The sequence below is a fragment of the Streptomyces sp. NPDC058145 genome (assembly GCF_042884245.1).
Taxonomy (GTDB): Bacteria; Actinomycetota; Actinomycetes; order Streptomycetales; family Streptomycetaceae; genus Streptomyces.
The window spans coordinates 136,266-162,762 of sequence record NZ_JBHVUH010000018.1 but is presented as its reverse complement, the minus strand read 5'-3'; the positions used below and the strand labels follow the sequence as shown (position 1 = coordinate 162,762).

The following is a 26,497-nucleotide window of genomic DNA, read 5'->3' as shown; positions in this document are numbered from 1 at the left end:
GTGTACGCGAGGTACTCCCGCGAGCTGCTGGTACGAAGCCCGACGAGCCCCTCGTACGGGGCGAGCGCCAGGGGCCCCGGAGTCGTCGCGAACGGCTCCCAGGCTTCCAGGGCCAGCAGCTTGCGCAGGATCTCGGCCACGAAGCGCCGAACGGGAACGTGCTGGACGTGGAGCCAGCCAACGCCGCCCGGTGTGGAGGCGCGCGAGGATCCGTATGGTTCCAAGGCGTCCATGACGTCCTCGACTAGGGCGCGCAGTTCCTGCCGGTCGACAGGGATGGTCTCAAGTTCCCGGGTCTGGATGTGGTCGGCCTTCGCGTGGTCCAGGGCGCTGCTGCCGACGAGAGCCCATCGGGGCTGGCCGGCGAAGTCGGAGCGGACCAGACCCAGACCGCCGGTCGCACGGGTGCTCACACCAGGCTCCCCTCGACGAACGGCGAGGCGGAGGTAAGCAGTTGCAGCAGTTCCTCCGGCGAGGCGACGATCTCGGGCGCGGGCGAGGTGGGCTGCCCGTATCCCCACCCGGCATGGACGTAGGCGACACCGGCGCGGGCCGCCGATTCCTGGTCGACCGCCATGTCCCCCACGTAGACAGCCGCGGCGGGGTCGACTCTGAGGTCGACCAACGCCAGGAGGATCGGGTCGGGGGCCGGCTTCGCCCGGCCCGGCCCAGCGGAGGTGCGGACGGTGGCGAAGGGGCATCCGAGGTGCGCGAGGAGCGGGGCGGCACGGTTGATGTGCTTCGACGTCACCACGCCCAGCCGCCAGCCGGCGGAGACGAAGGCATGGAGCACTTCGACAACGCCGGTGAATTCGTGTGCGAGGTGTGCGACGGCGACGGATTCCGTCTCGTACGTCCGGCGGACTGCGTCGACGTCGGCGACGCCCAGCCGATGCATGATGTCGCCGAACTCGCGTCCCAGGTGACGCTCGTAGGCGGTGAACGGAAGGGCGATGCCGTGGGCCTCCTGCACCTTCCGCCACGCCTTCTGCATCACCGGACGGGTGTCGAGCAGGACGCCGTCGAGGTCGAGAAGAAGCGCACGCTGCGCGCGGCCAGCGTGCTGTCTCTCGCCAGCTGTGATCTCGGATGCGGCCGGAGCCGGTGTAGTAATCGGGGCTGGAACGGTCATGCTCGTTCTCCTCATCAGGGTGGCTATTGGCAGCAGGCGGCGCGACTCAGAGGTCCGAGACCGGGTCGAGTTCACACTCGGGGTACTGGCTGGGCCCGCCGGCCTTCTCGAACGGCGCATTGAGGATCGTGGGTGGGTGGTGGCGCGGGGCGACTCGCACTCCTCTGCCGGACCGTGTGGGCGACGGCTGCGGGCGAGGCGGGCGAGCACACGTCGGATACCGACCGGATCGAGGAAACCGCTGTAAGGCACCGTGACGGGACGATGAAATCGGATCACTCACGGTTCACTCATCCACTCGACCGGCAGCGGCCTTCCCCCTCACTGGCTCGACTTGAGGTAAGGAAATGCTGGGCTGACGAGTGGACGCCGGTGCCGACGAACGGTTACAAGGTCCGGTTGCGCGGGTTGGACAGGAACAGCGCGGTGTGTCTGCCGAGCCAGCAGCGGTTCTGTTTGGCCCAGCCGTTCTGGAGGTCCTGCACTTGTTCCTCGGTGAAGCCGCGCTGCCAGGGCCTCTCGGCCGGTTCGCCCCCGCGCTCGGACCAGACACGAACAAGGACGTACAACTGCCCGCCAGGGCGCAACCAACGGCTGCGTCGACCATGAAACGGGGGTGGTCGATGAACGGCAGGATGTTGCGGCAAACGATGAAGTCGAGCGAGCCGGGCTGCAGTCGAGGCGGGATTGCCCCCGCGTCGAAATCGTGCACACCGTAGTGCAGCCGACCGTTGACGCCTTGCCGATGCGCCGTCCTGATCGCGATCGGCGAGAAGTCCAGGCCCAGCACGTCATAACCCCAACGGGAAAGCTGCCGGCTGAAGCTGCCGATGCCGCAGCCGACGTCGAGTACGGATGCCCCGGCGTGCGGGTTGACGTGCTGGAGAAAGCGGTCGACCTCGACGTCGGTCACGAGGCGGTCTATGGCCCGACCCTGGCTGTACCAGGCATCCCACTGGTCGGGACTGAGGCGATGCAGCAGCGACTTCATGCTGCGCCCTGCGGGTCATCAGCCGAAGCCGAGGCCGCCCCGTTCCCCGAAGTCGGCAGGCGGAAGAGCCGGTGAAAGCGGGAGAGGTCGACGCCGCCACCCTGCACCTCGCCGGCGGGGACGGCGAAGAGATCGATCCCGGCCTCGCTAGGCAGTTCCGGGGCGGCCTCCTGGATGGCGAGGAGGGCCTCGCCCTGCTCGCGGTGCGGCAGGAGCCGCGGCGCCCGGTCGGTGTGTCCCTGGAATGTCATGGTGGGCCCTTGGTCAGGTGAAGTTGAAGGTGATGGCGAGCATGGCGAACACGGTGGCGATGAGGAGGACCTGGGCGCTGATCTGCCTCCAGCCCCAGCCCTTCTTGTCCATCCAGCGCACCGGACGCCTTCAAGTCGGCGCAGTAGGCTCCTCGGGGATCACGAGATGTACGAACGCCTGGTACCGCTCGCCCAGATGCTTGATCACGGCGTGGTACTCGTCGTCGCTGGAGCTGATGTTGTGCCGGTCGAGAACGATCACGCCGTCCGCGAATGCGCCTTGGACCAGTCGTTCGACTTCCCGCCAACCGGGGCGCTGCCAGGGGGGCGTGTAGATGCTCCGGCCCGTGCGCGAGCCGGGGAAGTACGTCGTGGGCACGAGTACGGCAACATCGTGGAGCCTTGCTCCTATCGCGTAGCCGTGCTGCTCCGCCTCGGCATGGAGGGTGTTCCAGTCCTCGTCGGGGCTGGCCCCCGGACTCGGCACCAAGCTGTATGCCAGGACGCGAAGCTGTCGGTCGCTGCCTTGACGGCCGCGCTTTCCGACAGCCTCTCGATGGAAGTGCTGGCGGAGCTTACGGAGCTGCCCATTGCGGGACTGGCGCTCCAACGGGTCGGGACCGCTGTGCCGCCCCCGGATCCGGTCATTGCCAGCATTCCGCCAGCTGCCGGATGGCTGCACCTCCAGACCCAGGCCACGGTCGGTCACGGGGCTCAACACGTTGGATCCAAGGTTGGTTGCGTCATGCGGCGACATGGGGGTGCCTCCGTAAGAGTGGGAATGACCGCATATGTAGTCCGGCCGCTGTCGGCCACGCCCCACCGATGTGACAGGCGTGCGACTAGGAGCAGCCCTCGCCCACCCAGGTCGTTGGCACCTGCGCGTCGTCGCTTGGCCGGGGTGGTGCTTCCGTCGGTGACCTCGATCCGGAGCTGGTGGTTGCCGTACCGCACCCGCAGACCCACAGCCCCAGAGCCGTGACTGATCGCGTTGGTCATCAACTCTGAGACGACAAGCTGGGCGTCTTCTGCCGGGGCGTCCGGCAGGGTCCAATTCCTCAGCACGGCCGCTGTGGTGCCTCGTGCTTGAGCGACGTGAATACTCGCCGGCGCCATGACCATCTCGAAGGCACGGGATGCCAGCGGAGACACGGCCAGCGCGCTGCTGGCGGCGGTGGGCCCGCCGTCAGTCGTCCCAGGTTGGGGAGGCGTTGCTGCCCGGTGCGTGGTCATGTGCCCATCGCACCGTGGTGTCGTGATCCGGAACAGGGGAAACCTGAGGGGGAAAACTTTGTCAAGGGGGAAAAACGAGGGGGGAGTTGGGGTCAGGATTGGATTCCCCACCGATAGAGGTCACACTCATGGCAGCAGATCCGTTCGCCGAACTACTCCGTCAGCTGCGCCGTAACGCGGACCGATCGCAGGATGAGCAGGCGGATGCGATCAACGCGGCCTCGGGCCGGGCGACGGTGACCCGCCGAGAGGTCAGTCGGTACGAGAACGGTGAGAACGTCCCTACGAACCACACACTTGGGCACATCGCTGTGGCCTGCGGCGTCCCGTTGGAGCCGCTCCTGCGGGAGGCAAAGGCCGCCCGAGTCAGACGGAGGAAGAAGGGCGAAGCTGAAGGGGAGGACCTGGACGACGTGAAGCGCCGAACGCTGCTGGGGAGCGCCGTCGTCGGCGCAGCTGCCGCGGCCGAGCCTTGGGGCCGACTCGCCTACGCGCTCAGCAAGGGAGCCAGGATCGACCCCGAGTCCGCGTCTGTGCTCATCGATCACGCGGCCGAGTTGCATGTGGACGAGCTGAGTGAAAGCGCACGCAGTTTGCAGAACCGGGTCGAGTCTCACCTGGACGCGATCACCGCGGCGCTTCCCCGTGCCGGCGCCCACGAGCGAGCGCTGACCATCGCGGCGGGGGAAACCGCGGCCCTTGCCGGATGGGTCGCCTGGGACCTGGGGGAGCACGATAAGGCTGCTGCCTATTACCGGGTGACCTCGGAGTGCGCGAAGGAGGCCGGGCACCCGCCCTTGCGCGCCCTTGCGCTTGGCTACGCGAGCTATGGTGCCGCTACCCCGGGTAAGGCGCTGGAGATGCTGTCACAGGCGGCTCAGGATGTGCGGGGGCATGGCAACGCGACCGCTGCGGCGTGGGCATTGGGACGGTACGCGGAGGAAGCGAGCCAATCAGGGGACGATGCCGGCGCTCTCCGGGCCCTGGAGCAGGCGAGATTCGCGTATGACTTCGCGAATCATACGAGCGAGCAGGCGTGGGTCCGCTTCGTGACGCCGTACCGGATGGACTCACTGGCGCTTTCCGTATACGGCGAACTCAAGCGCCAAGAACAGTCGGTCACAGCCGACTCCGCGGTCGAGCGTCTCGGCAAGGAACTGCCTGACTCTGGAGTGGTGGTCCTCGGGGACCTGGCGTCGGCGCTTCTGCGCGGCGGCGACGTAGACCGTGGGGTCTACGTCGCGCGCCAGTTCGCCGCAGCAGCGGAGGCAAAGCCGAACACCATGGGACGTCAGCGGGCGCAGAGCATCGCTGCCTGGCTCCCCGACACGGAGCGCGACCTGGCCGGCCACTTGCTGGCGTTCGCGTCGTGAGCCATCCGGCGGGCAGGCTCGGTGACGGTGAGACGCCGGGTGGCGTGCCCTACTGCGGGTGAGTCTCCTCGACCACCCAGGACAAGTACGCCTCCGATCCTCCGGTCACGGGCAGCGTGACCCACTGGGGGACGTCATACGGATGCTTCTCGTGCAGCCACGCCTCCAGTGCCGGAAGACGGTCCGTTGAAGTCATGTACGAGATCCGCCACTCCTGCGCCGTCTCGACCTTCCCCTTCCACCAGTAGAAGGCGGTGATAGGCGCATCGATGTGAACACCCGCTGCCAGCTTGCTCTCGACCGCACCTCGAGCCAGCGCCTTCGCCTGATCCTCGTTGTCACTGGTCGTCTGCGCGATCACAATCTCGTGGGCCATGCATCTACCTCTCCAGCTCGGGTACCGCGACCCTACCCAGCCGTTCAGCGCACGCCGACAGTCGGTCGCTACCGGTCAAGATGGGCGGGACTCACCTACTGAGTTAGCTCTGTTGTGCCGCCCAGCGTCTGGCGACTCGTTCAAATCTTCAGGGGAAAAATGGCTCGCCCTCCTGCGCTCAAACTCGCCGAGGTCCTGGCGGAAATCCGAATGAGCCCGTCAGCGTTCTACCGCTTGCGCGCTCGCGGTCAAGCGCCCCGAATGATCAAACTTCCGAATGGTGAACTCCGCTGCCGCCGCGTCGATCTAGACGCGTGGTGGGAAGGTTGCGTCCAGGGAAGTGGTGTACGGGTTCGACCTGATCCGGGGGTTTGCTCCGGCATCGGGATGGGGCCCGCATAGATGAACGGCCACCGGCTGATCTTCGAGGTGTCGAAGCCCGAAGGAGATCAGCACGATGACCGCACCTGACAGTCCGCCCCTGCATGTCCTCGCCGCGGCGAGTCCCGATCTGCTGCGCGCGATGATCAAGACGTTCGCCGACGCGCTCATGCCCGCCGAGGCGGATGCCCGCCACCAGCGAACAGCAGTGGCTGTGGCTGGTACAGCGCCGCACCCCTGGCTCCCGGGCCTACTCCGTCAACATCGCGGTGAACAGCGACGCGGTGATGAAGAACCTTTCACTCGGCCGTGTCGCAGCGCCGCGGCGAGCACGTCCCCGTCGCTCAGGACCACGCGGCAGCCACCGGTCAGCAGGTCGGTGGGCGCCGTGTGCGGGCACCCACCACTCTTCCGGGTGCGTTGGGTGATCAGGGCCTGGACGGGGTTGTGGGGATCTGCATCGCCCCTCGGCCGGTCGACCATGCCAGGGCAGCACGGGATCGGCAGTCGACCCGTGCAACAGAGCAACCCCAGGCCGCTGACCTGGGGTTGTCGGCTATTGGTTTTCAGACCTGGGCTGTCGATTTCAGGACTGATCCGAGTGAAAGAAGACCCATCGCTTGGCAGATCGCGTCTTTACCGATCGACAATGGGTTACAAGGGGGGAGGTTCGAGTCATTGCTTGGTGCTGCTGAGCAGGCCGCTCACGTTCAGGACCTCGTGACAGCCCTTTGCTCGAAGGCCGGTGGCCGGGGTGCCCGGCTTGTTGCAGGTCACCTCGATGGACACGGCGTCGCCCTCGAGGACCTTGATGGGGGTGACCCAGTGATAGTCCTGGTTGCGGAAGGTCTCCATCGCGATAGTGGTGATCTTGCGGTCGCCGAAGGAGATCGTCAATACCCCTTCGTCGCCCTGGAAGTTGGCAACGACGATGTCCGTGACGCCGAAGATGCTGTCCTTGGGCACCGTGTAGGTGCCGGTCTTGGTCTCCCCGCTCGCCGTCTGCACGTCGATGGTCTGCGAGCTCTGCTGGCCGCTGCCGTTGCCGGTCGAGGTGCCGCCGCCACCGTCGCCCGAGCTGCCGCCGCCCGCTCCGGCCGACGCGCCCGACCCCTGGGTGCCGGGACCGGCCGAACCGGCGCCGCTGCCGGGAGTCTGCTGTCCGGCGGGCGTGGGCCGTGCCCGGACCGCCTCGTCGGCCGCGTCCTTGGCTGCGCTGCGCACCGTCGGACGGATCAGTGCGAACCAGGCGATCAGCAGTGCGAGCAGCGCGGCAAGCAGTGCGAGCAGCCACTTGGGGAAGATCGGGATCTGGACGAACTCGGCGTCCAGCGGCGTCCGGACAACGGTGTCGTACGAGCCGGGTTGTGCGTCCTGGTCCCGGTCGTCGGTGGTGTCGACGGTGAACTGCCACACCACCGGGGAGCCGAACCACACCGGTTTGCCGGTGCGGACGCGCAGTCCGACCTCCGCCGATTCGCCGGGCTCCAGCTTCGGCTTCGCCGGGTTGAAGGCGAACGCCAGCTCCTCGCCCGCCTGGCCGGCGGTGAAGCACACCTGCGCCGGGGTGTTGCCCTGGTTCTGGACCGCCAGCCGGTAGCGGCCGCGCAGCCAGCCGCGCCGGCGGCGCGGGGCCAGCTCGGTGCGCAGCTCGCGGAACTCCTCGATGTGCACGGTGGTTTCGAGGACCTGCACCGCATCGGCGTGCTCGGCCGGCAGGACCCGCACACCCAGCGGCATCTCGCCGGCCCGGATCTCCGGGGAGCGCGGTGGCTCCAGACGGAGCGTCACCGTTTCGGAGGTGCCGGGGTAGAGCGAGACCCGGGCGGGTTCGACGGTGGTCCAGGAGGCGCAGTCCCCGACGACCTCCAGGCTGTACGCCTCGACGATGTCGCTGTCGTTGCGGACGGTCAGGGTTGTCGTGGTGGTGTCACCCGGTGTCACGGTCACGGCCGGGATGTCGAGGCCGGGCGCACCAGGGCCGGAAGAGGCTGCGGAAGGCGTCACGCCTACCACCGTAGAAACACGTCCGGGCGTGCCGCGAGGAACGCGAGGGCAAGATGCGGGCAGTCGCGATGCCCCGACAGTCACCGGCAACTCCTATGTACCCAGGGGGCATTGGTGTTTCCCGTCGCAGCCCGCGCGCCGCCCTCCGGTGCTCGCCACGCCCCAGCGCCCAGCCCCCCACGAATTCATGAAACAGGTAAAACCCTCATGTCCTGTGCACAAGACAAGAACCTGCCCAGACACCGGAGCCGGGTGACGGTGGCCGTGTACGCCGCTGATCCGGTCCTGCGCGTCGGCGTCGTCCACCAGCTGCGCCAGCGCCCCGAGGTCGACCTGCTCGACGACGCCGGCGCGGAGCGGGCCCAGGCGTCACTGGTGGTCGTGGACACCGTGGACGACGACGTGGCGGCCCTGCTGGACCGGCTGCGGCTCAACACCGCCACCCGCACCGGCCTCGTGGTCGGCACCCTCGGATCCGGGGCGCTGCAACGCGTCATAGAGTGCGGCGTCGCGGCGGTGCTGCGGCGCTCCGACGCGCACCAGGACCAACTTCTCCAGCTGGTCCAGGCGATAGCCAACGGGGAGGGTGTGCTCCCCGGCGACCTGCTCGGCAAGCTGCTCAGCCATGTGAGCAGCCTCCAGCGCTCGGCTGTCGACCCGCGGGGCCTGTCGCTGTCCACGCTGACCACGCGCGAGGTGGACATGCTGCGCCTGGTGTCGGAGGGCTTGGACACCGCGGAGATCGCCCGCAAGACCTCGTACTCGGAACGGACCGTCAAGAACGTCCTGCACGAGATAATCACGCGCCTCCAACTGCGCAACCGAGCCCACGCGGTGGGCTACGCACTGCGCAACGGACTGATCTGACACCGGCGTTGACGCCGCAGGGGCAACAAGCCGGGAGACACCTACGGGAAACCCGCACTGCCCGAAAGCGCACCGCGCGTTTCCCTCGGGTACGGCCCCGCCGCCCTGCCGCGCCGCGCACGTCCGGTACAGGGTGGCGGAGGCGATCCGGATGGGCACATCGGGATGCCGCACCAGAATGCGAAGGGGACCGTGATGGGAACGGCTGACCCCGGCGGCCGGTACCGCCTGGGGAGACTCGGAACGTCGTTGCTGCTGCTGATCCCGCTGCTCGGGGTGACGGCGGCCTCCGGACAGGGCAGCGCCGCCTCCGACCCGCGCGCGGCCGACGCCACGGACACCCGCGTCGCGTACGCGGGCACCCGGCACCGCAGCCTCGGCACGGTGGCCTCGACCACCTCCAGCACACCGCTGTTCGGCGACGGCCCCGTCCACAACGATGTGCAGCCGTCCGCGCTCGGTGACCAGATGGTCTTCGCGAGCCGCCGCGACGAGAAGAACCCGCAGGTCTACCTGCGGGCCGCGGACGGTTCGGTACGGCGTCTGACCACCGGCCGGGACGCGGCGCACCCCCGGCTGACGCCGGACGGGCAGTCCGTGGTGTTCGACTCGGCCGAACCCGGCGGCACCGGCGGCGGGACGCAGCGCGACGTGTGGCTGGTACGCACCGACGGCACCGGCCTGACGCGGCTCACCGACACCTCCGCCAACGAGGAGTGCCCGACGGTCTCCCCCGACGGACAGCGCATCGCGTACAGCAGCGACAGCGATCCGCTGGTCGGGGAGCAGATCTACGTGCGGCCCCTGAACGGCGGCACCGCCACCCGGATCACCTCCCCGGCGAACGGCACGGCCTCCGAGCCGGCGTGGAACCCGGTGAACGACGACGTGAACCGGGACTGGATCGCCTACACCTCCACCACCACCGAGAACGGGCAGTCCGTGCCCCGGCTGCGGATCACCAACGGGACCAGTGACGAGGCGCTGTTCGCGGGCAATTACGCGGGGTGGCGTGCCCACGGGGCATCGTGGTTGCCCGACGGGGACCAGTTGGTGTTCCTCAGCCCCGAGATCACCTGCACGTGCGAGGGCGACTACGACCACGTGTTCAAGTCGACTGCACACGCGGACACAGAGCCCGGGCTGGTGCTCAACGAGAACCGGGAGGTCCTCTCACCCACCTGGCTGGGACCGGGCAACGGCGGCGGCGTGGTGGTGGAGCGCGACTCGGCGGCCAATCCGCACGTGGTGACGCTGCAGGACGCCCGCATCGACGGGTCCGACCCACGCGACCTGAACCTGACGATCCTCAACGAGGACCCGGCGGCCGACACCAACACCGATCCCACCAAGGACCCTCTGTTCCAGCCCGCCGCCGGCTCCGACCCGTGGACCGAGCGGCAGAACTACACGCCCGACGGCCGCCGGATCGTCGTCACCCGCTTCGAGACCAACGTCGACAACCAGCGGATCGAACGGATCTGGCTCGCGGACGCCGACGGCACCAACGCGCAGGCCATGCCCCTGGCGGGACGCGGCGCGACGGACTGGGACACCGACCCGGCGTTCTCCCCGGACGGCAGGTACCTCGCCTTCACCCGGACGTCGCCGGGCGGCCTCGGGGACGCCGCGGGCCCCAGCCGCATCCTCATCGCCGACGCGGCGACCGGCGCGATCACCGGCCGGATCACCCCGCCGGCCGGGCAGCAGCAGGGCGAGGATGCCCAGCCCACCTGGTCCTCCGACGGCACCACCCTGGCCTTCACCCGCAACGAGGTGATCGGCGGGAGCGGCGGCAACAAGCACATCTGGACCGTGCCGGTGAACCACCTGGACGAGCAGCGCGACCTGAGCGCCACGATCTGCCCGGGCAACTGCCAGGTCATCGACGACAGTCCGGCGTTCTCCCCGGACGGCCTCACCATCGCCTTCAACCGCAAGAGCGGCGGCGGCGCAGTCGACGAACGCGACGGCATCCTCCTTACGGCCCTGTCGGGCGACGACTGCAAGGTTCTGCTGCCCACCGCCGCGCGCAACGTCCCCGGCGCCTGCCAGACGGATCTGCCGGACACCTCGACCACCGGTCCGTTCCAGCCCCGGGACGCCGCCTGGACGGCCGACGGCAAGGGCCTGGTGATCAGCTCCCGTGCCGGGGTCGCCGCCAACAGCCTCGAGAAGCTGCGCTTGTTGGACGTCGCGTCCGGCGACCTCACCCCGCTCACCGCGGAGCTGGGCGGCCGGCAGAAGGAACCCAGCGTCCAGCAGTCCGTGGACCTCGCGGTGAACGCGCCCGGCACCGTCCCGGCGGTCACCGTGGGCAAGACCACCACCATTCGTGTCGATGTCGTCAACAACGGCCCCGCTGCCTCCCCCGGCACCAAGCTGACCGTCGCCCCGCCGACCGGCGTGCAGATCACCAAGCTGACCTATCCCGGGGGCACCTGCGACGCCGCCTCGCTCCAGTGCACCGTCGGTGTCGTGCAGCCCGGCAGCACCGTGCCGGTGACCGTCACCGTCACCGGGGTCATTCCTGGCAACGCGCCGATCGACTGGTCGGTCACCGGCACCGTCCTCGATCCGCAGCCCAGCGACAACACGGGCCGCACCGTGGTGCCGGTCGTCCAGGCCACGTCCCCGACACCTACGCCGACACCCACGCCGACACCCACCTCTCCGCCCACCGTGCCCCCGACTCCGGGTGAGCCCGACGCCGGGCCCGGTCTCCGCCTCACCGCCCAGCCGAACCCCGGATACGTCGGCGGGCGCGTCGTGGTCACGTACACCGTGCGTAACGGCCGCAACGCGCTGGCGACCGGACTGCGGCTGCACATCGGCCTGCCCAAGAGCATCCCGAACAACGGGCAGCCGGAGGGCTGCGACAAGAACTGGGTGTGCGCGCTGCCGGACCTGGACCAGGGCGCGAGCACCGTCGTGCGGGTCGTCCTCAGCCCCAAGAAGGCGCTGACCACCCACGTCACCGGCAAGCTGACCACCACCGGGACGGACGCCGACAAGGGCGACAACAGCGCCCGGGAGCGGCTGCGCATCCTCCAGCCGCGCATCATCGCGGTGCCGGCGATCGGCAAGCCGGGCTTCGTCACCTCGGTGCGCGGCAAGGACTTCCCGCCGGGCGTGCCGGTGCGGTTTACCTGGAAGCCGGGGATCACCGCGGCGGCGGCACCCACCATTCCGCTGCCGAACGGCACCTTCATCGGCCAGCTGCTCATCCTCGCCAAGGACGAGACCGGGCCCCGGATCATCACCGCCAAGGGCCCCGGGTTCTCCCCGGTGACGACCGACTTCCTGGTGGTCACCGGCAGCGTGCAGCCGCCGGACGAGGTGACCCGCCGGTGATCCACGAGGTCGACGAGGGGCTGCGCCGGCTGCTCGGCGAGTCCGGCCTGGAGGCGTCGGGCGTCGACGTCGTCTTCGACGCCCCCACCCGGGACTGGGCCGCGCGCCGCAGCGCCCCGACGGTCTGCGTCTTCCTGTACGACATCCGGGAGGACGCCGTCCGGCGCGGCAGCGGCTCCGGAGAGGTGTACGACGAGGACGGCCACCTCGTGGCGCGGCGCTCCCCGCCGCGCTGGTTCGAGCTGACGTACCTGGTCACGGCGTGGGCGACCCGCCCGCTGGACGAACACCGGCTGCTGTCGCAGGTGCTTGCGACGCTGGTGAGCACCGACACGCTGCCCGCGCGGCTGCTCACCGGCACGCTCGCCGAACTCGGCCTGACCGTGGGCCTGGACACCGCCGGAACCGGGTCGGACGCACCGGCCGCCTCCGACGTGTGGTCGGCCATGGGCGGCGAACTGAAGGCCTCCCTCTCGCTGCGGGTGCGGGCGCCGCTCGCCGGCATCACCAAGGCCGCCGCACCGCCGGTCACCGAAGGCCTCGTCGTGCGCGCCACCTCCCGCAGCGAGGACGCGGGGCCGGGGCGCAGGCTGCGCTACACGGAAACAAGTGACCCGGGTCCGGACGGCGGCTACGCCGGCCCGCGTGAACGCCCGCCCGCGCCCGCCCGTCGCCACCGCAGGGGGGGCCGCCAGCCGTGACGCACACTGCCGAGGCGGTCGCCGAAGTGGAGCACCTGTGGGTGCGGCTCCGCATGGTCGAGGAACGGGTGCGGCACGCGGTGGCCGTCCGGCGCGCCGCCGATCCCGATCCCGACGACCCCTACCGTGGCCAGTACCTCACTCCCGAGGCAGTCGCCCGCGTCCTGGACGAACCGAGCGGCCTCGACGTACCCGCTCACGAACCCCCGGATCCCCCGGCCGGCTCCGTCCTCGGCGGTCTCGCCGCGCGATTCGGCCTGTCCTCGCTGGATCTGGACCTGCTGCTCGTTGCGGTGGCGCCCGACCTGGACGCACGGTTCGAACGGCTCTACGGCTACCTCAACGACGACCTGACGCGTCGTCGGCCCACGGTCGGGCTCGCCCTGGAGCTGTGCGGGCTCGCAGGGGCGGCGTCCGCGCGCTTCCGGCTGGCCCCCGAAGCGGCGCTGGTCGCGAGTGGTCTGGTGGAGGTTACCGAGCCCGAACGGCCGCCGCTGTCCCGGGTGTTGGTGGTTCCCGACCGGGTCACCGGACACCTCCTGGGGAGCGCGCAGCCCGACGCCCGGCTCGCCGGGGTGCTCGGCGAGGCCCGCGAGGACCCGACCGCCGAGGCGGCGGACGTCCACCGGGCCGCGGCCGCGGCCGGCACCGGCCTCGTCCAACTGCGCAGCCGGGGCGGCGACGCCGAGGGGCTGGCCGTAGCAGCCCTGCACGCGGCCGGGCTGCGCCCGCTCGTCCTGGACGCAGCGGCACTCGCCCGGCGCCCCGGCGACGTACCGGCGCTCGCCCACGTGGCCGCGCTCGAAGCCCGCCTGACGGGTGCCGGGGTCGTCCTCGGCCCCCTGGACGCACTGCCCGGGGAACCCGCCGAACGGGCCCGCACGCTGGGGGCGTTGTGCTCGGCGCTGCGCGGGATTCCCCTGCTCACGCACGGCACCCTCGGCTGGGACCCGCTGTGGGCTGCCGACACCCCCGTGGTCCTGACCGTGCCGGCGCCCACTCCCGAGCGGCAGGCCGCGCGCTGGCGGCACGCCCTCGACCGGGCCGCCGGTGACAGCCCTGGCCATGGCTTCGGCAACGGCTCCGGGACCGGCGAGGCCGATGAGCTCGCCCGCGCGGTCGCCGCGCACCGCCTGGATTCCGGGCAGTTGCGCCGCGCCGCCGACGTGGCGGTGCGCACGGCCACCCTCGCGGGCCGCCCGGTCCTCCCCGACGACCTGCGCACCGCCGTACGGGCCCAGAACGGCGCCGGGCTCGACCGGCTCGCCCGCCGCGTGGAGCCGGGAGTCGGCTGGGACGACCTCGTGCTGCCCCCGACCACTCACCGGCGGCTGCGCGAACTCGCGCTGCGCGCCCGCCATCGCGAGCAGGTGCTCGGGCAGTGGGGGATGCGGCCCGGCGGCGGCCGGGGGCGCGGCGTGATCGCGCTGTTCGCCGGCGAGTCGGGCACCGGCAAGACCATGTCCGCCGAGGTCGTCGCGGCGGACCTGGGCATGGACCTGTACGTGGTGGACCTGTCCACGGTCGTCGACAAGTACGTGGGAGAGACCGAGAAGAACCTGGAGCGGATCTTCACCGAGGCGTCCGCGGTCAACGCGGTACTGCTCTTCGACGAGGCCGACGCGATCTTCGGCAAGCGCTCCGAGGTGAAGGACGCGCACGACCGGCACGCCAACATCGAGTCGGCGTACCTGCTGCAGCGCATGGAGTCGTTCGACGGGATCGCGGTGCTGACCACCAACCTGCGGGCCAACCTGGACGAGGCCTTCACTCGCCGCCTGGACGTGGTGGCGGACTTCCCGGTGCCCGACGCCGGCCAGCGCCTCGCCCTGTGGGAACGGTGCCTGGGCGACCGGCTGCCCCGGGCCGAGGACCTGGACCTCGCCTTCTGCGCGGACCGCTTCGAACTGGCCGGCGGCTCCATTCGGGCGTGTGCGGTGACCGCGGCCTACCTCGCGGCGGAGTCCGGCGAACCGCTCACCATGCGGCAGGTGGTGACGTCGGTGGCGCAGGAGTACCGCAAGCTCGGACGGCTGGTGCTGGAGGGCGAGTTCGGGCCGTATCTGGCGGAGGCTGCCGGCGCCTGAGGGCCCGCCCGGGACAACGCCGTTGCCTGAAGGGGCAGAGTCCCGCGACGGCCGCACCGGGGGACCCGAGGGTCTGGTACTACGGGTTTCGACCCTGCGAAAGGACTGCGGATGCGTGCCCACGAGCAACCAAAAGAGGCCGACGGACAGGGGCGGACGAAGGCACGGCCGGCGGCACCTGCCCCGGCCGGGATGCTGGCTCTGCAGCGCTCGGTGGGCAACGCGGCCGTGGCCCGTATGGTCGAGGAGAAGCGGCACGCCCACGGAGACTGCTCCGGAGCGCACCCGGAACGGCAGGACGGGCAGCCCGCGGTGCAACGCTCGTCGGTGCACGGCGTCCTGCGCTCCGCCGGGCGGCCGCTGACCGGACCGGTGCGGAACGAGATGGAGAGCCGCCTCGGCGCGGACTTCTCCGACGTACGGCTGCACACCGGTGCGACGGCCCGCGCATCCGCCGCCGAGGTCGGTTCCCGCGCCTACACCTCCGGCAGCCATGTCGTCATCGGAGAGGGCGGGGCGGACCGGCACACCCTGGCCCACGAGCTCACCCATGTCATCCAGCAGCGCAAGGGTCCGGTCGCCGGGACCGATCACGGCAACGGGCTGAAGATCTCCGACCCGTCGGACCGGTTCGAACGTGAGGCGGAGGCGAACGCCACCCGCGCCCTCGCGAAACCACTCGCCCCCGCGCAGGGGCCCGAGGACAAGGAGAGCGGTGCGGCTCCCGCGTCCGCCGGCGCCGTCCAGCGGATGCCCGCCAAGCGGGACAGGACCGCCGCCGAGCTGAAGGGCGACAGCCCGCCGCCGCAGCGCCGCAACACACGGGCGAGCCAGAAGCCGGCGGCCGATCTCGACCATCCGACCCTGACGTTCACCTCCTCCTACACGGGCCCGGCGAGCCAACGGCTCGACGCGGACCAGGAGATCGGATTCAACCAAGCCGCCGTGCTGCACAATCCGGCGAACGCGCCCCAGCGCGTGTCGAGCAACTACCACTTCTGGCAGCAGGTCACCGACCAGAACGTGCAGATCATCGCCAACGACGACGGCCACCGCGAGGTGCCGTCCTCACGGGACTGGGTGCAGGACGGCCCGTACCGACCGAACTACACCAACGCGGTCATCACGGACGCTCAGGACGCCATCACCTTCACGGACGACCCCGGCTTCAGTACGTCGGCGCGGATGAGCTCCGGATACTGGCTGAAGTCGTACAGCGTGAGCTTCCGCTGGAAGGTGGCGCGGAACACGGGCCGCTGGAACACCAATCTCCCCGCCTGGACCAGCCCCGAGGTCCCGCACACAGTGACCTCGGCCTTCGACCCCGACAACCCCGAAGCGTCGGTGCCGATCGACGCCCAGGCGGCGGGCAACAGGTCGTGGCTGGTGGACCTGACGAACGTGAGTTAGCCGGGAAAGGCAGCGGCCTTGCCCCCGGCGAGGTCCGCACGTCCCTGTCGCCCCGGCGGACCCCCGCGCAGACTCGGCCTGGACACAGCTGACAGACCCGTAGGACGCGAAGGAGCCAGCATGCCGACGTACCTCACCCCGGGTGTGTACGTGGAGGAGGTGCAGTCCGGTGCCCGACCGATCGAAGGGGTCGGCACCGCCGTCGCCGCGTTCGTAGGGTTCGCCGAGCGCGGCCCCTTCCACGCGCCGACGCTGGTCACCAGCTGGGACCAGTACTCCCAGGCGTTCGGTGGTTTCACCGAGGGCACCTACCTTGCCCACGCGCTCTACGGCTACTTCGCCAACGGCGGCGGCGCCGCGTACGTGGTGCGCATCGGCGGCTCCGCCGAGGACGCCTCCGCCCCGTCCGCGGGCGGCGGCCAGCGGCGTCAGGCCACCAAGGCCGTGGAGGCGGTGGAGCTCGGCGGCTTCCTGGTCGCGGCCAAGCCGGGCGTCTCCGGCGTGTCGGTGGAGATCGCCGACGCGGACGGCGAGAACCCGCCGGAGGACCGCTTCAAGGTCCTGGTCCGCCAGGGCGACCAAGTGGTGGAGACCTACGAGGCCTCCACCCGCAAGAACGTCAGGGGGTACCTGGTCAACCAGGCCCGCGCCTCCAACCTGATCGAGGTCACCGAGCAGCGGGGCGCCGCCCAGAGCAAGCCCGCCGCCCAGACCGTGGCCCTGCCCGACGCCCCGGGCGGGGCCGCCGCGAACGGCTCCGGCGAGGTGGTCGGCCTCGACCCCGCCGAGTATGTCGGCGACGCCGCGGCCCGCACCGGGTTCGCCGGCCTGGAGACCATCGACGAGATCACCATGGTCGCCGTGCCGGACCTGATGAGCGCCCACCGGCGCGGCGACATCGACGCCGAGGGCGTACGCACCGTGCAGCTCGCCGTCATCTCGCACTGCGAGCAGATGGGCGACCGGGTGGCCGTCCTGGACACCCCGCCCGGGCTCTCCGCGCAGCAGGTGCGCACCTGGCGCAACGACGAGGCGGGCTACGACTCCCGCTACGCCAGCCTCTACTACCCGTGGGTGCGGGTCTTCGACCCGGCCGCCGGGCACAACACCACCGTCCCGCCGAGCGGTCACATCGCCGGCGTCTGGGCGCGCAGCGACGCCGAACGCGGCGTGCACAAGGCGCCCGCCAACGAGGTGATCCGCGGCGCGGTGGACCTGGAGGTCCGGCTCAGTAAGGGCGAGCAGGACCTGCTGAACCCGATCGGCGTGAACTGCGTACGGGCCTTCCCCGGCCGGGGCATCCGGATCTGGGGGGCCCGCACCCTCTCCTCCGACCCGGCCTGGCGCTACCTGAACGTGCGCCGCCTGTTCAACTACCTGGAGGAATCCATCCTCCTGGGCACCCAGTGGGTGGTCTTCGAGCCGAACGACGACCGGCTGTGGTCCAGCATCCGGCGCAATGTCACCGCGTTCCTCACCGAGGAGTGGCGCCGGGGAGCCCTGTTCGGCCGTACCGCCGAAGAGGCGTTCTACGTGAAGTGCGACCGCGACAACAACCCGCAGGAATCCATCGACCAGGGCCGCGTCGTGTGTGAGATCGGCGTCTCGCCGGTCAAGCCCGCCGAGTTCGTGGTGTTCCGGCTGGCCCAGTTCTCCGACAGCACCAGCCTCATCGACGAGTGACCTGCGGGTCAGCAAGGAAAGGTGACAGACAGTCATGGCAACGGGCGATGCTCTTTCCACCCACGTCTTCGGCGTGCAGCTCGGTGGCTACCTGGTCGAGTCGATCCAGGAGATCAGCGGGCTGACCGTCGAGGAGGAGGTCGTCGAGGTCAAGCAGGTCAGCGCCGAGGGCAAGCAGATCATCCGCAAGCAGCCCGGAGCGCGGCAGGCCGGTGAGATCACGATCACCCGGGGACTCGATCAGAGCAGCGAGTTCACCAAGTGGATCAAGGAGACCCTGAACAACGGGGCCGTCAACACCGCGCGGCAGAACCTCACCATCGAGATCAAGGACACCGAGGGCAACACGGTCCGCCGCATTCAGCTGATGCAGGGCTGGGCCTCCAAGTGGGAGGGCCCGTCGTTGAAGGCGGGCGAGTCCGCTCCGGCCACCGAGTCCGTCACGATCACGTTCGAGGAGATCGTCGTCGAATGAGGCGCCGTACGGTCACGGCGGGCAACCTGGAGGAGATCCTCCAGGCGACGGCGCCCGCCCAGACGTCGGAGCAGCAGGCGGCGGCCACCCCGGCCGCCGCCCCGCCGCGCCGGGAGGACCACGGGCTGCGCACGGAGTTCGAGTTCGAGCTGCCGCGCGGGTACGTGGACGACGACGGCACGGTGCACCGGCACGGCTCGATGCGCCTGGCCACCGCCCGGGACGAACTGCGGCCCCAGATCGACCTGCGGGTCAAGGAGAACCCGGCGTACCTGAGCGTGGTGCTGCTGAGCCAGGTGATCACCCGGATCGGCTCGATCACGGATGTGCACGCCGGGGTCGTGGAGCGGATGTACGCCACCGACGTCGCGTTCCTCCAGGACTTCTACCGCCGGGTCAACAGCGAGGGCCACACCCGCGCCGCGGTGACCTGCCCGCACTGCGAGGGCGGCTTCGAGGTCGACCTCTCGGGTGGGCGCCTGGGGGAATCGTGACGTACGCCCTTCCCCGGCTCCGGGAGGAGATCGCGTACATCGCCTACCACTTCCACTGGCAGCGCGAGGAGATCCTCGACCTGACCCACGACGAGCGCCGGCAGTGGGTCGCCGAGATCGCTCGCATCAACACCCGTGTCAACGAAGGCGGTTGAACGCATGGCATGGCGGGACAGGCTGCGCCGCCGGGCCGCCGCGCCGGACACCGCACGCCGTCCGGGTGCGGACCGCTCCGGCGCCGCGGAGAACGGTCCGGCCGGCGACGGCCCGGACCGGGGCACATCCGGCGACGGTACTGACCGCGGCGAGTCCGGCGGCCGGGGTTCCTCCGTGCCCGGCGGCTGGGACGGCGGCTGGCGTCGCACCCCGCCGCCGCAGCTCACCGTGGCCCGCTCCCCGCTCGGGGTGAGCGACGGGCTCGTCTTCCGTTCGGGCCTCGCCTCCTGGCAGAACCCGTCGTTCGACTCGGGTCTCGGCCACGCGGTGCTGTCCGCCGCCCCGACCGGTCTGGTGCGCGGCGTCGCCCGTCCTGCCACCCCGCAGGCCACCCGGGTCGGCGGGGGCCCACTGCTGCTCCGGGCGCTGCGCCCGGAGGGGGCGGGTGGCGAGGCGGACGGTGCGTTGGATGCCGGGAGTCCGGCATCCGTCGCCTCACGGACTTCTCGTAGCAGTACTGGAGCGGCGGACGGAGGATCCGGGCGGAAGCCCGCGGTGGCGCGCTCTGGGGGCAACAGCCCGGTAGCGACGGGAAGTTCGGGCGACTCCCCACAGACCCGTGGCCTTAGGTCCGCCGATTCCCCCGCCGCGCTCTCCCCGTCCTCGCCGCCCGTCCAGCGTGCCGCGCCGCCGGGTGCCGATCCGGTCGTGACCCCCGCCGACCCGGACCATCGGACGACGGCCGCTCCGGCGATTCCTCTGGTACGGCGTGTGTCGGTGCTCCCGGGCGCAGCCGCAGGCGGTGGAGCGACCCGGCCCGTGTCGCAAGCGCCGTCCGGTTCCGGGGGCCGTACGCCTTCCGGCCCGGCCGTCCGGGCCGTCCCGGTGGCACCTTCCCTGACTGTCGCCCGGCGCATGTCCGGACCGGTACGCCGCGTCACCGCGCTGCGGCCCGCCGCCACTCCGGCACCCGGCAACGCCACCACCGCCGCCGTACAGCGCGCCGCCATGAGCGAGCCAAGCCGCGCCCCCCTCGGCACCCCGACGCACGAACTGCCTTCCGCAGCAACTCCGTTGACGGAGGACGCTCCGGCGCTGCACACCGCGTCCGGCCCGGCGTTGCCTGTCGTCCAGCACCAGGCGGAGGGCTCGGACGTGGTCGGTGCGCAGGGGACGGAGCCGGCTGCCTCCCACGGCGCCCGGGTGCGCGGTGGTCTGGGTGCGCCGCTGTCCGCGCTGCCGCCGAGTGCCGAGCTGCCCGGCACCACCGCCCTCAGTTCAGGCACCTCGCCCGGTCCGACGCTGCCCGTCGTCCAGCGCCAGGCGGACGACGTGGCCGACACGCCGCGCCTGCACGACAGCGGCGCGCAGAATGCCCCGGACGGCGCCCGCGTGCGCGGCGGCCTGGGCGCTCCGCTGTCCGCGCTGCCGCCCAGCGCCGAGCTGCCCGGCTCCACCGCCCCCACTTCAAGCACCGTCCCCGGCGCGGCGATGCCCGTCGTCCAGCGCCAGACGGACGACACGGCCGGCACCTCGCGCCCGCACGAATACGGCGGCGCCCAGGGAACGGCCCACCGCGCCCACAACGGCGCCCGCGTGCGCGGCGGCCTGGGCCCTCCGCTGTCCGCGCTGCCGCCCAGCGCTGATGTGCCCGGCGCCACCGCATCCCGCGCTCCCGCTCCCGCCGTCCAGCGTGCTCCGGCACAGCAGGACGGCAAGTCCCACCCAACTCCGTTGTCATCCGGAACAGTTGGCGACCGGACGCCCTCCACCGCCGGAGCTGACGCGCCGCTGCTGGGGGCGGGCGACGTAGTCCAGCGCCGTCCCGCGGACGACTCCTTTGCCGGGGGCGCCGCCTCGCCGGGCGTCGCGGACCACGGGAGCGGGTCCGCAACGCCGTTGGTGATGCCGTCCGCAGCAGCACCCGCGGCTGCCGTAACCCCGGAAAGCCCGGCAGGAGACGTACGACTGCCCGGTACGAGGTCCGGCGGTCAGGCCTCGTCCGGCGGGCAGCGGCCCCGGGCCCCCGGTTCGCCGAGCCCGGTCGTCGTCACCCGAGCCGTAGCCGGGGCGACCGGAGGCGCTCAGCCGCACAGTGCGCCCCCGCTCACCGTCACCCGCCCCGGAGCGCCCTCCGGCCCGGCGGCACCCCGCACCCTCCAACTGCTCCCCGCCCGCCCGCTCACCCTGAGCACCCGGGCCACTGAGGGCGCGGCACCGCCCGTCGCCGCCCGCTCCGGCGGCCGTCCCGTGGTGGCGGCGCGCTGGCCGGGCGTACCGGCTGCCCCGCAGGCTGACCCCGGGCGGCCGACGCCAGGGCCGTCCCCGGTCGCCCCGGCGACCCCGCAGGTCCAGCGGGCCGTGGCCGCGCCGCCCGCCGGACGGGAGAACGCGGGCGTACGAAGCGCCAACTCGGCAGGTCCGGCAGGTTCCCTCAGCCCCGTCCAGCGTGTCCCGGTCGTCCGGCCCGCACCGCCGGGTCAGGGGCCGGTCGGCTCGGCCCCCGCCGTCCCGGCCCGATCCCTGCCGGTCACCGCCCCGCAGGCGTCGCCGCTCGCGGACCGCCCGGCGAACGCCCCGGCATCGACTCAGCCCGTCCCCGTGGTTCTTCCGGTGACCGGCGGGAGCGGCCGGACGGCGACCCCCGTTCAGCGCGACATCACCGACACCACCGGTGCCGGCCTGCTCATGGGGGCAACGACGAAGGCGGAGCGGGACCGGGACCGCGAACGTTCGCGACCGGCTGCCACGCCGTCCGCCGCCGGCCTGCTCATGGGCGACACGGCGAAGGAAGTCCCGGCGCACGGCCGTTCGCGCTCGTCCTCCACCTCATCCGTCTCCGGCAAGAACGCGGAGCAGCGCGCCGAGGCACCGAAGGACCCCGGTCTCGACCTGGACGACCTCGCGCGGCGCCTGCTCGACCCGATGGCCCGGCTGCTCCGCACCGAGCTGCGGCGCGGCCGGGAACGCACGGGCCGCCCCTACGACGGACGCCGCTGAGGGCGTGGAACGTGAGCGCACGGAACGGATGACGGACGCTTGACTTCCTCCCCCGCCTAAAGGCGGGGGATTCCAGCGGTCGCCCGCTGGGTTTCCTGCTTCATCGACGACTGCCCCGTCCGGGAGGACTCCCGTTGAGGTCTTACACCGTCTCCACAGGCAGACGCCGCCAGCCCGGCGGCCAGGGTGTTGCGTGCCGCGTTCACGTCGCGGTCATGCACGGCGCCGCAGTCGCACGTCCACTCGCGGACGTTCAGCGGCAGCTTCCCGCGGACCGTGCCGCAGACCCCGCACAGCTTCGAGCTGGGGAAGAAGCGGTCGATCACGACGAGTTCGCGCCCGTACCAGGCGCACTTGTACTCCAGCATGGAGCGCAGTTCCGTCCACGACGCGTCGGAGATGGCTCGCGCGAGCGAGTGGTTCTTCAGCAGGTTGCGGACGGTGAGGTCCTCGATCACGACCGTTTGGTTCTCACGGACGAGCCGAGTGGACAGCTTGTGCAGGAAGTCGCGGCGCCGGTCGGCGATCCGCGCGTGGACCTTGGCGACGCGACGTCGGGCTTTCTCCCGGTTGGCCGAGCCCTTCGCCTTCCGCGACAGCTCCCGCTGCGCGCGCGCCAGCCGGAGGCGGTCGCGGCGTTCGTGCTTCGGGTTGGTGATCTTCTCGCCGGTCGACAGGGTCACCAGGGAGGTGATCCCGGCGTCGATGCCCACGGCCTGCGTGGTGTTGGGGGCCGGGGTGATGGTGTCCTCGCACAGCAGGGACACGAACCAGCGTCCTGCCGCGTCGCGGGACACGGTTGCCGTGGTCGGCTCCACGCCTTCGGGCAGGGGACGCGACCAGCGGATGTCCAGCGGCTGGGCCATCTTGGCCAGCGTCAGCTTCCAGTCACGCCACTTGAAGGCGCTGCGGGTGTACTCGGCCGACGCTCGGGACTTCTTCCGGCTCTTGTGCCGGGGGTACCTCGCGCGTTTGGCGAAGAAGTTGGCGAACGCGGTCTGAAGGTGGCGCAGCGCCTGTTGGAGCGGGACGGAGGACACCTCTGCCAGGAAGGCCAGTTCCTGGGTCTTCTTCCACTGCGTCAGCGCAGCGGAGGACTGCACGTAGGAGAGGCGGCGCTGCTCGCCGTACCAGGCGCGAGTGCGCTCCTCCAGCGCCTTGTTGTACACGAGGCGGGCGCAGCCGAACGTGCGGGACAGCTCTGCTGCCTGCTCGTTCGTGGGGTAAAAGCGGTACTTGAACGCCCGCTTGACCTGCTGCTGCGCCATAGCTCACATTCTATCAGTTCCCGTGTGAACCTTGGGTGTCGGCCGTTGGCCATAGACGCCGAATCGCCCTGGCGGCGATTCGCCTTCCTTGCCCCGCTACGCGGGAGCTTCGTTTCCTCCCCGGCCTGAAGGCCGGGGTATCCACGAAGGAGACCCGATGACCGACAACATCTTCGCCACGAGCGTGTTCTTCAAGCTCGCCATCGGCGGCAACGACCTGGGCGCCTTCCACACCTGCTCCGGCATGGGCGCCGAGGTCGAGATGGAGAGCTACGCAGAGGGCGGCAACAACGGGTTCACCTGGCAACTGCCCGGCCGCGTGACCTGGTCGAACATCACGCTGAGCCGGCCGGTCACCGCCGATACGGCGAAGATCGCCCGCTGGCTCGACGAGACGCTGAAGCGGGTGACGCCCAAGGACGGCGAGATCGTGGCGCTGAAACCGAACCTGACCCGGATCATCAGCTGGCAGGTGTCCGGGATCGTTCCGGTGCGCTGGCAGGGACCCTCCTTCGACCCCGCCAACTCCGAGGCGGCGGTGGAGACCCTGGAGATCGCCCACCAGGGGCTGCGCCCGTCCTGACCCGCCGTCACGCACCGCTCCCACCCGCCGCCCCTGAGACTTACCCCTCCCCCCCCGGAAAGGAGGTCCTGACATGTGTGCAGCGCTCCGCTCCAGTCGGACCAGGGCCCAGCTGACCCTGAAGGAGCCACCGACCTCCGTCGGCGCGAAGCCCGGCGGGACGATCACGCAGCTCAACCTCCAGTTCAACCCCTCCACGCTGCAGTTGAGCAAGACCACCGAGTGGCGGCGCACCCCGTCCCGGATGGCGGGGGAGTCCGCGCTGCCCGAGTTCGTCGGCAGCGGCCCGCGCACGCTGAGCCTTGAGGTGTTCCTGGACGCCACCGCCACCCACGACAACTCCGTGGAGAAGGCGGTGGAGAAGCTGATGAAGGGGTGCGTGCCGACCAAGGCCAGCCTGGGCCGCAAGAAACCGGCCAGCCCCTGGGTGCGGTTCGAATGGGGGACCGCCCGGACGACCTCCTTCGACGGGGTGCTCTCCAGCCTGTCGGTGTCGTACACGCTGTTCGACGTGGACGGAAAGCCGCTGCGGGCCACCTGCTCGCTGTCCATCGAGGAGGCGAGTGTCGATCCGCCGGGCCAGAACCCGACGTCCGGCGCGCGCACCGCCCGCAGCACGCACATCGTCGTGGCGGGCGACAGCCTGGCCCTGCTGGCCTGGCGGGAGTACGGCGACGCGACGGCCTGGCGGGCCATCGCGGAGGCGAACGACATCGACGACCCCATGGCGCTCGAACCCGGCACCGAACTGGTGGTGCCGGGGCTCAGCGACGCGGGCGCTGAGGAGGAGCGGTGACCACACCTGAGGCACGGGGTGGCCGGTCGTTCGCGGCGGACCCCGTCGTGGAGACGCCCGGCGAACTTTCGCCGATCTGGGCCGCCCAGCTGGTGAGCTGCGTGGTCGACGAGAACGTGGGCCTGCCCGACGCGGCGGTGCTCACCTTCCGCGACCCCGACCACGAGTTCCTGCAGTCGACCGGCATCACCATCGGCACCCCGCTCAAGGTGTCGGTGGTCACCGTGTCCGGGCAGGCGCGCGAGCGGCTGTTCAACGGCGAGGTGACCGGCATGGAGGTCGACCGGGACAGCACCGGCTCGTTCACCGTGGTGCGCGCCTACTCCAAGGCGCACCGCCTGCAGCGGGGCCGGAAGGTGGTGGCGTACCGGAACATGACGGCGTCGGCGATCGTCCGCAAGGTCGCCGCCGGGGCCGGGCTGACCTGCGGGACCGTGGAGGCCGCGCCGGTCACCTACAAGCAGCTCTCGCAGGCGAACGTGTCCGACTGGGACTTCCTGCAGTTCCTGGCGGGCGAGAGCGGCGCGCAGGTGCGCGTCGACGACAAGGGCGTGCTGCAGTTCACCAAGCCCGAGAAGGCGTCCGGCGCGCCCGCGCCCTCGACCCCGGCAACGCGGAACCCGATGGTGCTGGAGTACGGGCGGAACCTGCTGGCGCTGCGGGCCTCCCTGTCGGCGGCGGACGGGGCCTCGCAGGTGGAGGTGCGCGGCTGGGACGTCATCACCAAGAAGCCGCTGGTGGCCCGCAAGCCGTCGGTGAACAGTGACACGGTGGTGCCGGGGCTGAGCCCGGCGCTCGCCGCCCGGTTCGGCAAGTCGTCGAAGCTGACCGTCACGGACACCCCGTACCGCACCCAGGCCGAGACGACCGCGGTCGCCGACGCCGTGGCCGATCAGGTCAGCGCGGGGTTCGGCGAGTTGGAGGTGCTGGCCGAGGGCAACCCCCGGCTGCGGGCGGGCAAGCCCGTGGCGCTCGGCAACGTCGGGCAGGCGTTCTCCGGCAAGTACACGGCGACGGCGGTGCAGCACGTCCTGGAGCCGCACGGCGGATACCGGACGACGGTGTGGGTCAGCGCCAGCCCGGACCGCTCCCTGACGGGCCTGGTGACCGGTGCCAACGCGCCGGGCCGCGGCCCGCGCATGCCGGGTCTGGCGATCGGCGTGGTGACGGACGTACGCGAGCAGGGCGGCGCTCAGAACGGCGGGGTGCGGCTGAAGTTCCCCTGGCTGGACGACACTTACGTCACCGACTGGGTGCGCACCGTGCAGTGGGGCGGAAAGGGCGGCGGGGGAGTGGTGAGCCCCGAGGTCAACGACGAGGTCCTGGTGGGCTTCGAACAGGGCCTGCTGGACAGCCCGTACGTCATCGGCGGCCTCTACAACGGCGTGGACAAGCCGTCGCCGCACGACATCCCGCTGATCGACAAGACCACCGGGAAGGTCAACCGCCGCTCCATTGTGTCGCGTTCGGGGCACCGGGTCGAGTTGCTGGACGCGAGGGCTCCGGGCAGGTCGGGCGTCCGGCTCAGGTCCGCCGACGAGCGCCTCGAAGTGTTCCTCGACAACCGGCGCGACCGGATCGAGCTGACGGTGTACGCCGCGAAGGGCGGTACAAAACCCCTCTCCTCCGTCGTGCTCGACAAGAACGGCATCACCCTGGACGCACGACAGGGCGACGTGAGCGTGTCGGGCCGGAACGTGGACATCAACGGCAGGGTCGGAGTGAAGATCGGCGGCCGCACCGTGGACATCGACGGCAGCCAGTACGTGAACATCAAGGGCCGCACGGGCGTCACCGTCGACGGTGGCCTGCTCGGCGTCCTCAAGGCCAAGCTCATCCGGATCAACTGACCTCAGTCCCCTACCTACCGCAAGGAGCA

The 26,497-nt window shown here is 71.0% G+C and carries 23 protein-coding genes; 15 read left to right on the top strand and 8 right to left on the bottom strand.

The features are described 5' to 3' along the window. Positions 1–409: 409 nt before the first annotated feature. The 5 genes from ACFVVO_RS33580 to ACFVVO_RS33560 all read right to left on the bottom strand — a co-directional run bounded on the left by ACFVVO_RS33580 (position 410) and on the right by ACFVVO_RS33560 (position 3,490). Positions 410–1,132, bottom strand: a complete 723-nt coding sequence (locus tag ACFVVO_RS33580; RefSeq protein WP_390060057.1) for an HAD family hydrolase — start codon at positions 1,130–1,132, stop codon at positions 410–412. 286 nt (positions 1,133–1,418) lie between these two features. Next, positions 1,419–2,123 carry a class I SAM-dependent methyltransferase gene (locus ACFVVO_RS33575; RefSeq protein WP_390060056.1) on the bottom strand — a complete coding sequence of 235 codons (705 nt, stop codon included), beginning with the start codon at positions 2,121–2,123 and terminating at the stop codon, positions 1,419–1,421. Continuing rightward, positions 2,120–2,374 (bottom strand): hypothetical protein, encoded by a 255-nt coding sequence (locus ACFVVO_RS33570; protein ID WP_390060054.1) that lies wholly within the window; start codon positions 2,372–2,374, stop codon positions 2,120–2,122. Before ACFVVO_RS33570 ends, ACFVVO_RS33575 begins: the two co-directional genes overlap by 4 nt. Positions 2,375–2,504: 130 nt before the next feature. Then, a complete protein-coding gene (locus ACFVVO_RS33565; protein ID WP_390060052.1) occupies positions 2,505–3,083 on the bottom strand; it encodes a hypothetical protein in 579 nt (192 codons plus the stop codon). A gap of 5 nt (positions 3,084–3,088) precedes the next feature. After that, on the bottom strand, positions 3,089–3,490 hold the full coding sequence (locus ACFVVO_RS33560; RefSeq protein WP_390060081.1) for an ATP-binding protein: 402 nt from the start codon (positions 3,488–3,490) through the stop codon (positions 3,089–3,091). Between the two features lie 245 nt (positions 3,491–3,735). On the opposite strand from ACFVVO_RS33560, the gene ACFVVO_RS33555 reads away from it, so the two are divergent. After that, positions 3,736–4,980 (top strand): helix-turn-helix domain-containing protein, encoded by a 1,245-nt coding sequence (locus tag ACFVVO_RS33555; RefSeq protein ID WP_390060050.1) that lies wholly within the window; start codon positions 3,736–3,738, stop codon positions 4,978–4,980. 49 nt (positions 4,981–5,029) lie between these two features. On the opposite strand, the gene cutA is transcribed toward ACFVVO_RS33555, so the two are convergent. After that, a complete protein-coding gene (cutA, locus tag ACFVVO_RS33550; protein WP_053748156.1) occupies positions 5,030–5,356 on the bottom strand; it encodes a divalent-cation tolerance protein CutA in 327 nt (108 codons plus the stop codon). Positions 5,357–5,515: 159 nt separating this feature from the next. On the opposite strand from cutA, the gene ACFVVO_RS33545 reads away from it, so the two are divergent. Continuing rightward, on the top strand, positions 5,516–5,758 hold the full coding sequence (locus ACFVVO_RS33545) for a helix-turn-helix transcriptional regulator (protein ID WP_390060048.1): 243 nt from the start codon (positions 5,516–5,518) through the stop codon (positions 5,756–5,758). Positions 5,759–6,412: 654 nt separating this feature from the next. Here ACFVVO_RS33545 and ACFVVO_RS33540 read toward each other — a convergent pair. Then, on the bottom strand, positions 6,413–7,744 hold the full coding sequence (locus ACFVVO_RS33540) for a hydrolytic protein (RefSeq protein WP_390060046.1): 1,332 nt from the start codon (positions 7,742–7,744) through the stop codon (positions 6,413–6,415). 207 nt (positions 7,745–7,951) lie between these two features. On the opposite strand from ACFVVO_RS33540, the gene ACFVVO_RS33535 reads away from it, so the two are divergent. The 10 genes from ACFVVO_RS33535 (at position 7,952) to ACFVVO_RS33490 (ending at position 21,971) form a co-directional block, all read left to right on the top strand. Then, positions 7,952–8,611 (top strand): LuxR C-terminal-related transcriptional regulator, encoded by a 660-nt coding sequence (locus ACFVVO_RS33535; protein WP_390060044.1) that lies wholly within the window; start codon positions 7,952–7,954, stop codon positions 8,609–8,611. A gap of 195 nt (positions 8,612–8,806) precedes the next feature. Then, the gene (locus ACFVVO_RS33530) at positions 8,807–11,965 is read left to right on the top strand and encodes a hypothetical protein (protein WP_390060042.1); all 3,159 of its coding nucleotides are present in this window, start codon (positions 8,807–8,809) and stop codon (positions 11,963–11,965) included. Continuing rightward, entirely contained in the window at positions 11,962–12,666 is a 705-nt protein-coding gene (locus tag ACFVVO_RS33525; RefSeq protein ID WP_390060040.1) for a DUF4255 domain-containing protein, read from the top strand. The genes ACFVVO_RS33530 and ACFVVO_RS33525 overlap by 4 nt, the downstream gene beginning before the upstream one ends. Positions 12,667–12,719: 53 nt before the next feature. Beyond that, entirely contained in the window at positions 12,720–14,753 is a 2,034-nt protein-coding gene (locus tag ACFVVO_RS33520) for an AAA family ATPase (protein ID WP_390060079.1), read from the top strand. 111 nt (positions 14,754–14,864) lie between these two features. Beyond that, positions 14,865–16,163: a DUF4157 domain-containing protein gene (locus ACFVVO_RS33515; protein WP_390060039.1), complete on the top strand. Its 1,299-nt coding sequence runs from the start codon at positions 14,865–14,867 to the stop codon at positions 16,161–16,163. A 120-nt stretch (positions 16,164–16,283) separates the two neighbouring features. Further along, positions 16,284–17,846 (top strand): phage tail sheath family protein, encoded by a 1,563-nt coding sequence (locus tag ACFVVO_RS33510; RefSeq protein ID WP_390060037.1) that lies wholly within the window; start codon positions 16,284–16,286, stop codon positions 17,844–17,846. Between the two features lie 34 nt (positions 17,847–17,880). Continuing rightward, positions 17,881–18,321 (top strand): phage tail protein, encoded by a 441-nt coding sequence (locus ACFVVO_RS33505; RefSeq protein ID WP_020938519.1) that lies wholly within the window; start codon positions 17,881–17,883, stop codon positions 18,319–18,321. Continuing rightward, positions 18,318–18,815 carry a zinc-ribbon domain-containing protein gene (locus ACFVVO_RS33500; protein ID WP_020938518.1) on the top strand — a complete coding sequence of 166 codons (498 nt, stop codon included), beginning with the start codon at positions 18,318–18,320 and terminating at the stop codon, positions 18,813–18,815. Before ACFVVO_RS33505 ends, ACFVVO_RS33500 begins: the two co-directional genes overlap by 4 nt. Further along, positions 18,812–18,970, top strand: a complete 159-nt coding sequence (locus tag ACFVVO_RS33495; protein WP_020938517.1) for a DUF6760 family protein — start codon at positions 18,812–18,814, stop codon at positions 18,968–18,970. The genes ACFVVO_RS33500 and ACFVVO_RS33495 overlap by 4 nt, the downstream gene beginning before the upstream one ends. Positions 18,971–18,974: 4 nt before the next feature. Beyond that, the gene (locus tag ACFVVO_RS33490; RefSeq protein WP_390060035.1) at positions 18,975–21,971 is read left to right on the top strand and encodes a hypothetical protein; all 2,997 of its coding nucleotides are present in this window, start codon (positions 18,975–18,977) and stop codon (positions 21,969–21,971) included. 56 nt (positions 21,972–22,027) lie between these two features. Here the strand turns inward: ACFVVO_RS33490 and ACFVVO_RS33485 are convergent, their stop codons facing one another. After that, the gene (locus tag ACFVVO_RS33485; RefSeq protein WP_390060033.1) at positions 22,028–23,239 is read right to left on the bottom strand and encodes an RNA-guided endonuclease InsQ/TnpB family protein; all 1,212 of its coding nucleotides are present in this window, start codon (positions 23,237–23,239) and stop codon (positions 22,028–22,030) included. 157 nt (positions 23,240–23,396) lie between these two features. On the opposite strand from ACFVVO_RS33485, the gene ACFVVO_RS33480 reads away from it, so the two are divergent. The 3 genes from ACFVVO_RS33480 to ACFVVO_RS33470 all read left to right on the top strand — a co-directional run bounded on the left by ACFVVO_RS33480 (position 23,397) and on the right by ACFVVO_RS33470 (position 26,468). Further along, positions 23,397–23,822: a phage tail protein gene (locus ACFVVO_RS33480; protein WP_359555948.1), complete on the top strand. Its 426-nt coding sequence runs from the start codon at positions 23,397–23,399 to the stop codon at positions 23,820–23,822. 73 nt (positions 23,823–23,895) lie between these two features. Beyond that, positions 23,896–24,618 (top strand): LysM peptidoglycan-binding domain-containing protein, encoded by a 723-nt coding sequence (locus ACFVVO_RS33475; protein ID WP_020938514.1) that lies wholly within the window; start codon positions 23,896–23,898, stop codon positions 24,616–24,618. After that, positions 24,615–26,468, top strand: coding sequence for a VgrG-related protein (locus ACFVVO_RS33470; RefSeq protein WP_390060030.1), 1,854 nt, complete (start codon positions 24,615–24,617; stop codon positions 26,466–26,468). Before ACFVVO_RS33475 ends, ACFVVO_RS33470 begins: the two co-directional genes overlap by 4 nt. Positions 26,469–26,497: the final 29 nt, after the last annotated feature.

What these genes read in the sequence shown, in the direction of transcription:
- ACFVVO_RS33505 (WP_020938519.1), top strand. Translation starts at nt 17,881, where the DNA reads ATGGCAACGGGCGATGCTCTTTCCACCCACGTCTTCGGCGTGCAGCTC.
- ACFVVO_RS33575 (WP_390060056.1), bottom strand. Translation starts at nt 2,123, where the DNA reads ATGAAGTCGCTGCTGCATCGCCTCAGTCCCGACCAGTGGGATGCCTGG.
- ACFVVO_RS33490 (WP_390060035.1), top strand. Translation starts at nt 18,975, where the DNA reads ATGGCATGGCGGGACAGGCTGCGCCGCCGGGCCGCCGCGCCGGACACC.
- ACFVVO_RS33480 (WP_359555948.1), top strand. Translation starts at nt 23,397, where the DNA reads ATGACCGACAACATCTTCGCCACGAGCGTGTTCTTCAAGCTCGCCATC.
- ACFVVO_RS33560 (WP_390060081.1), bottom strand. Translation starts at nt 3,490, where the DNA reads ATGGCGCCGGCGAGTATTCACGTCGCTCAAGCACGAGGCACCACAGCG.
- cutA (WP_053748156.1), bottom strand. Translation starts at nt 5,356, where the DNA reads ATGGCCCACGAGATTGTGATCGCGCAGACGACCAGTGACAACGAGGAT.
- ACFVVO_RS33520 (WP_390060079.1), top strand. Translation starts at nt 12,720, where the DNA reads ATGGTCGAGGAACGGGTGCGGCACGCGGTGGCCGTCCGGCGCGCCGCC.
- ACFVVO_RS33500 (WP_020938518.1), top strand. Translation starts at nt 18,318, where the DNA reads ATGAGGCGCCGTACGGTCACGGCGGGCAACCTGGAGGAGATCCTCCAG.
- ACFVVO_RS33475 (WP_020938514.1), top strand. Translation starts at nt 23,896, where the DNA reads ATGTGTGCAGCGCTCCGCTCCAGTCGGACCAGGGCCCAGCTGACCCTG.
- ACFVVO_RS33530 (WP_390060042.1), top strand. Translation starts at nt 8,807, where the DNA reads ATGGGAACGGCTGACCCCGGCGGCCGGTACCGCCTGGGGAGACTCGGA.
- ACFVVO_RS33485 (WP_390060033.1), bottom strand. Translation starts at nt 23,239, where the DNA reads ATGGCGCAGCAGCAGGTCAAGCGGGCGTTCAAGTACCGCTTTTACCCC.
- ACFVVO_RS33555 (WP_390060050.1), top strand. Translation starts at nt 3,736, where the DNA reads ATGGCAGCAGATCCGTTCGCCGAACTACTCCGTCAGCTGCGCCGTAAC.
- ACFVVO_RS33535 (WP_390060044.1), top strand. Translation starts at nt 7,952, where the DNA reads ATGTCCTGTGCACAAGACAAGAACCTGCCCAGACACCGGAGCCGGGTG.
- ACFVVO_RS33545 (WP_390060048.1), top strand. Translation starts at nt 5,516, where the DNA reads ATGGCTCGCCCTCCTGCGCTCAAACTCGCCGAGGTCCTGGCGGAAATC.
- ACFVVO_RS33510 (WP_390060037.1), top strand. Translation starts at nt 16,284, where the DNA reads ATGCCGACGTACCTCACCCCGGGTGTGTACGTGGAGGAGGTGCAGTCC.
- ACFVVO_RS33515 (WP_390060039.1), top strand. Translation starts at nt 14,865, where the DNA reads ATGCGTGCCCACGAGCAACCAAAAGAGGCCGACGGACAGGGGCGGACG.
- ACFVVO_RS33580 (WP_390060057.1), bottom strand. Translation starts at nt 1,132, where the DNA reads ATGACCGTTCCAGCCCCGATTACTACACCGGCTCCGGCCGCATCCGAG.
- ACFVVO_RS33570 (WP_390060054.1), bottom strand. Translation starts at nt 2,374, where the DNA reads ATGACATTCCAGGGACACACCGACCGGGCGCCGCGGCTCCTGCCGCAC.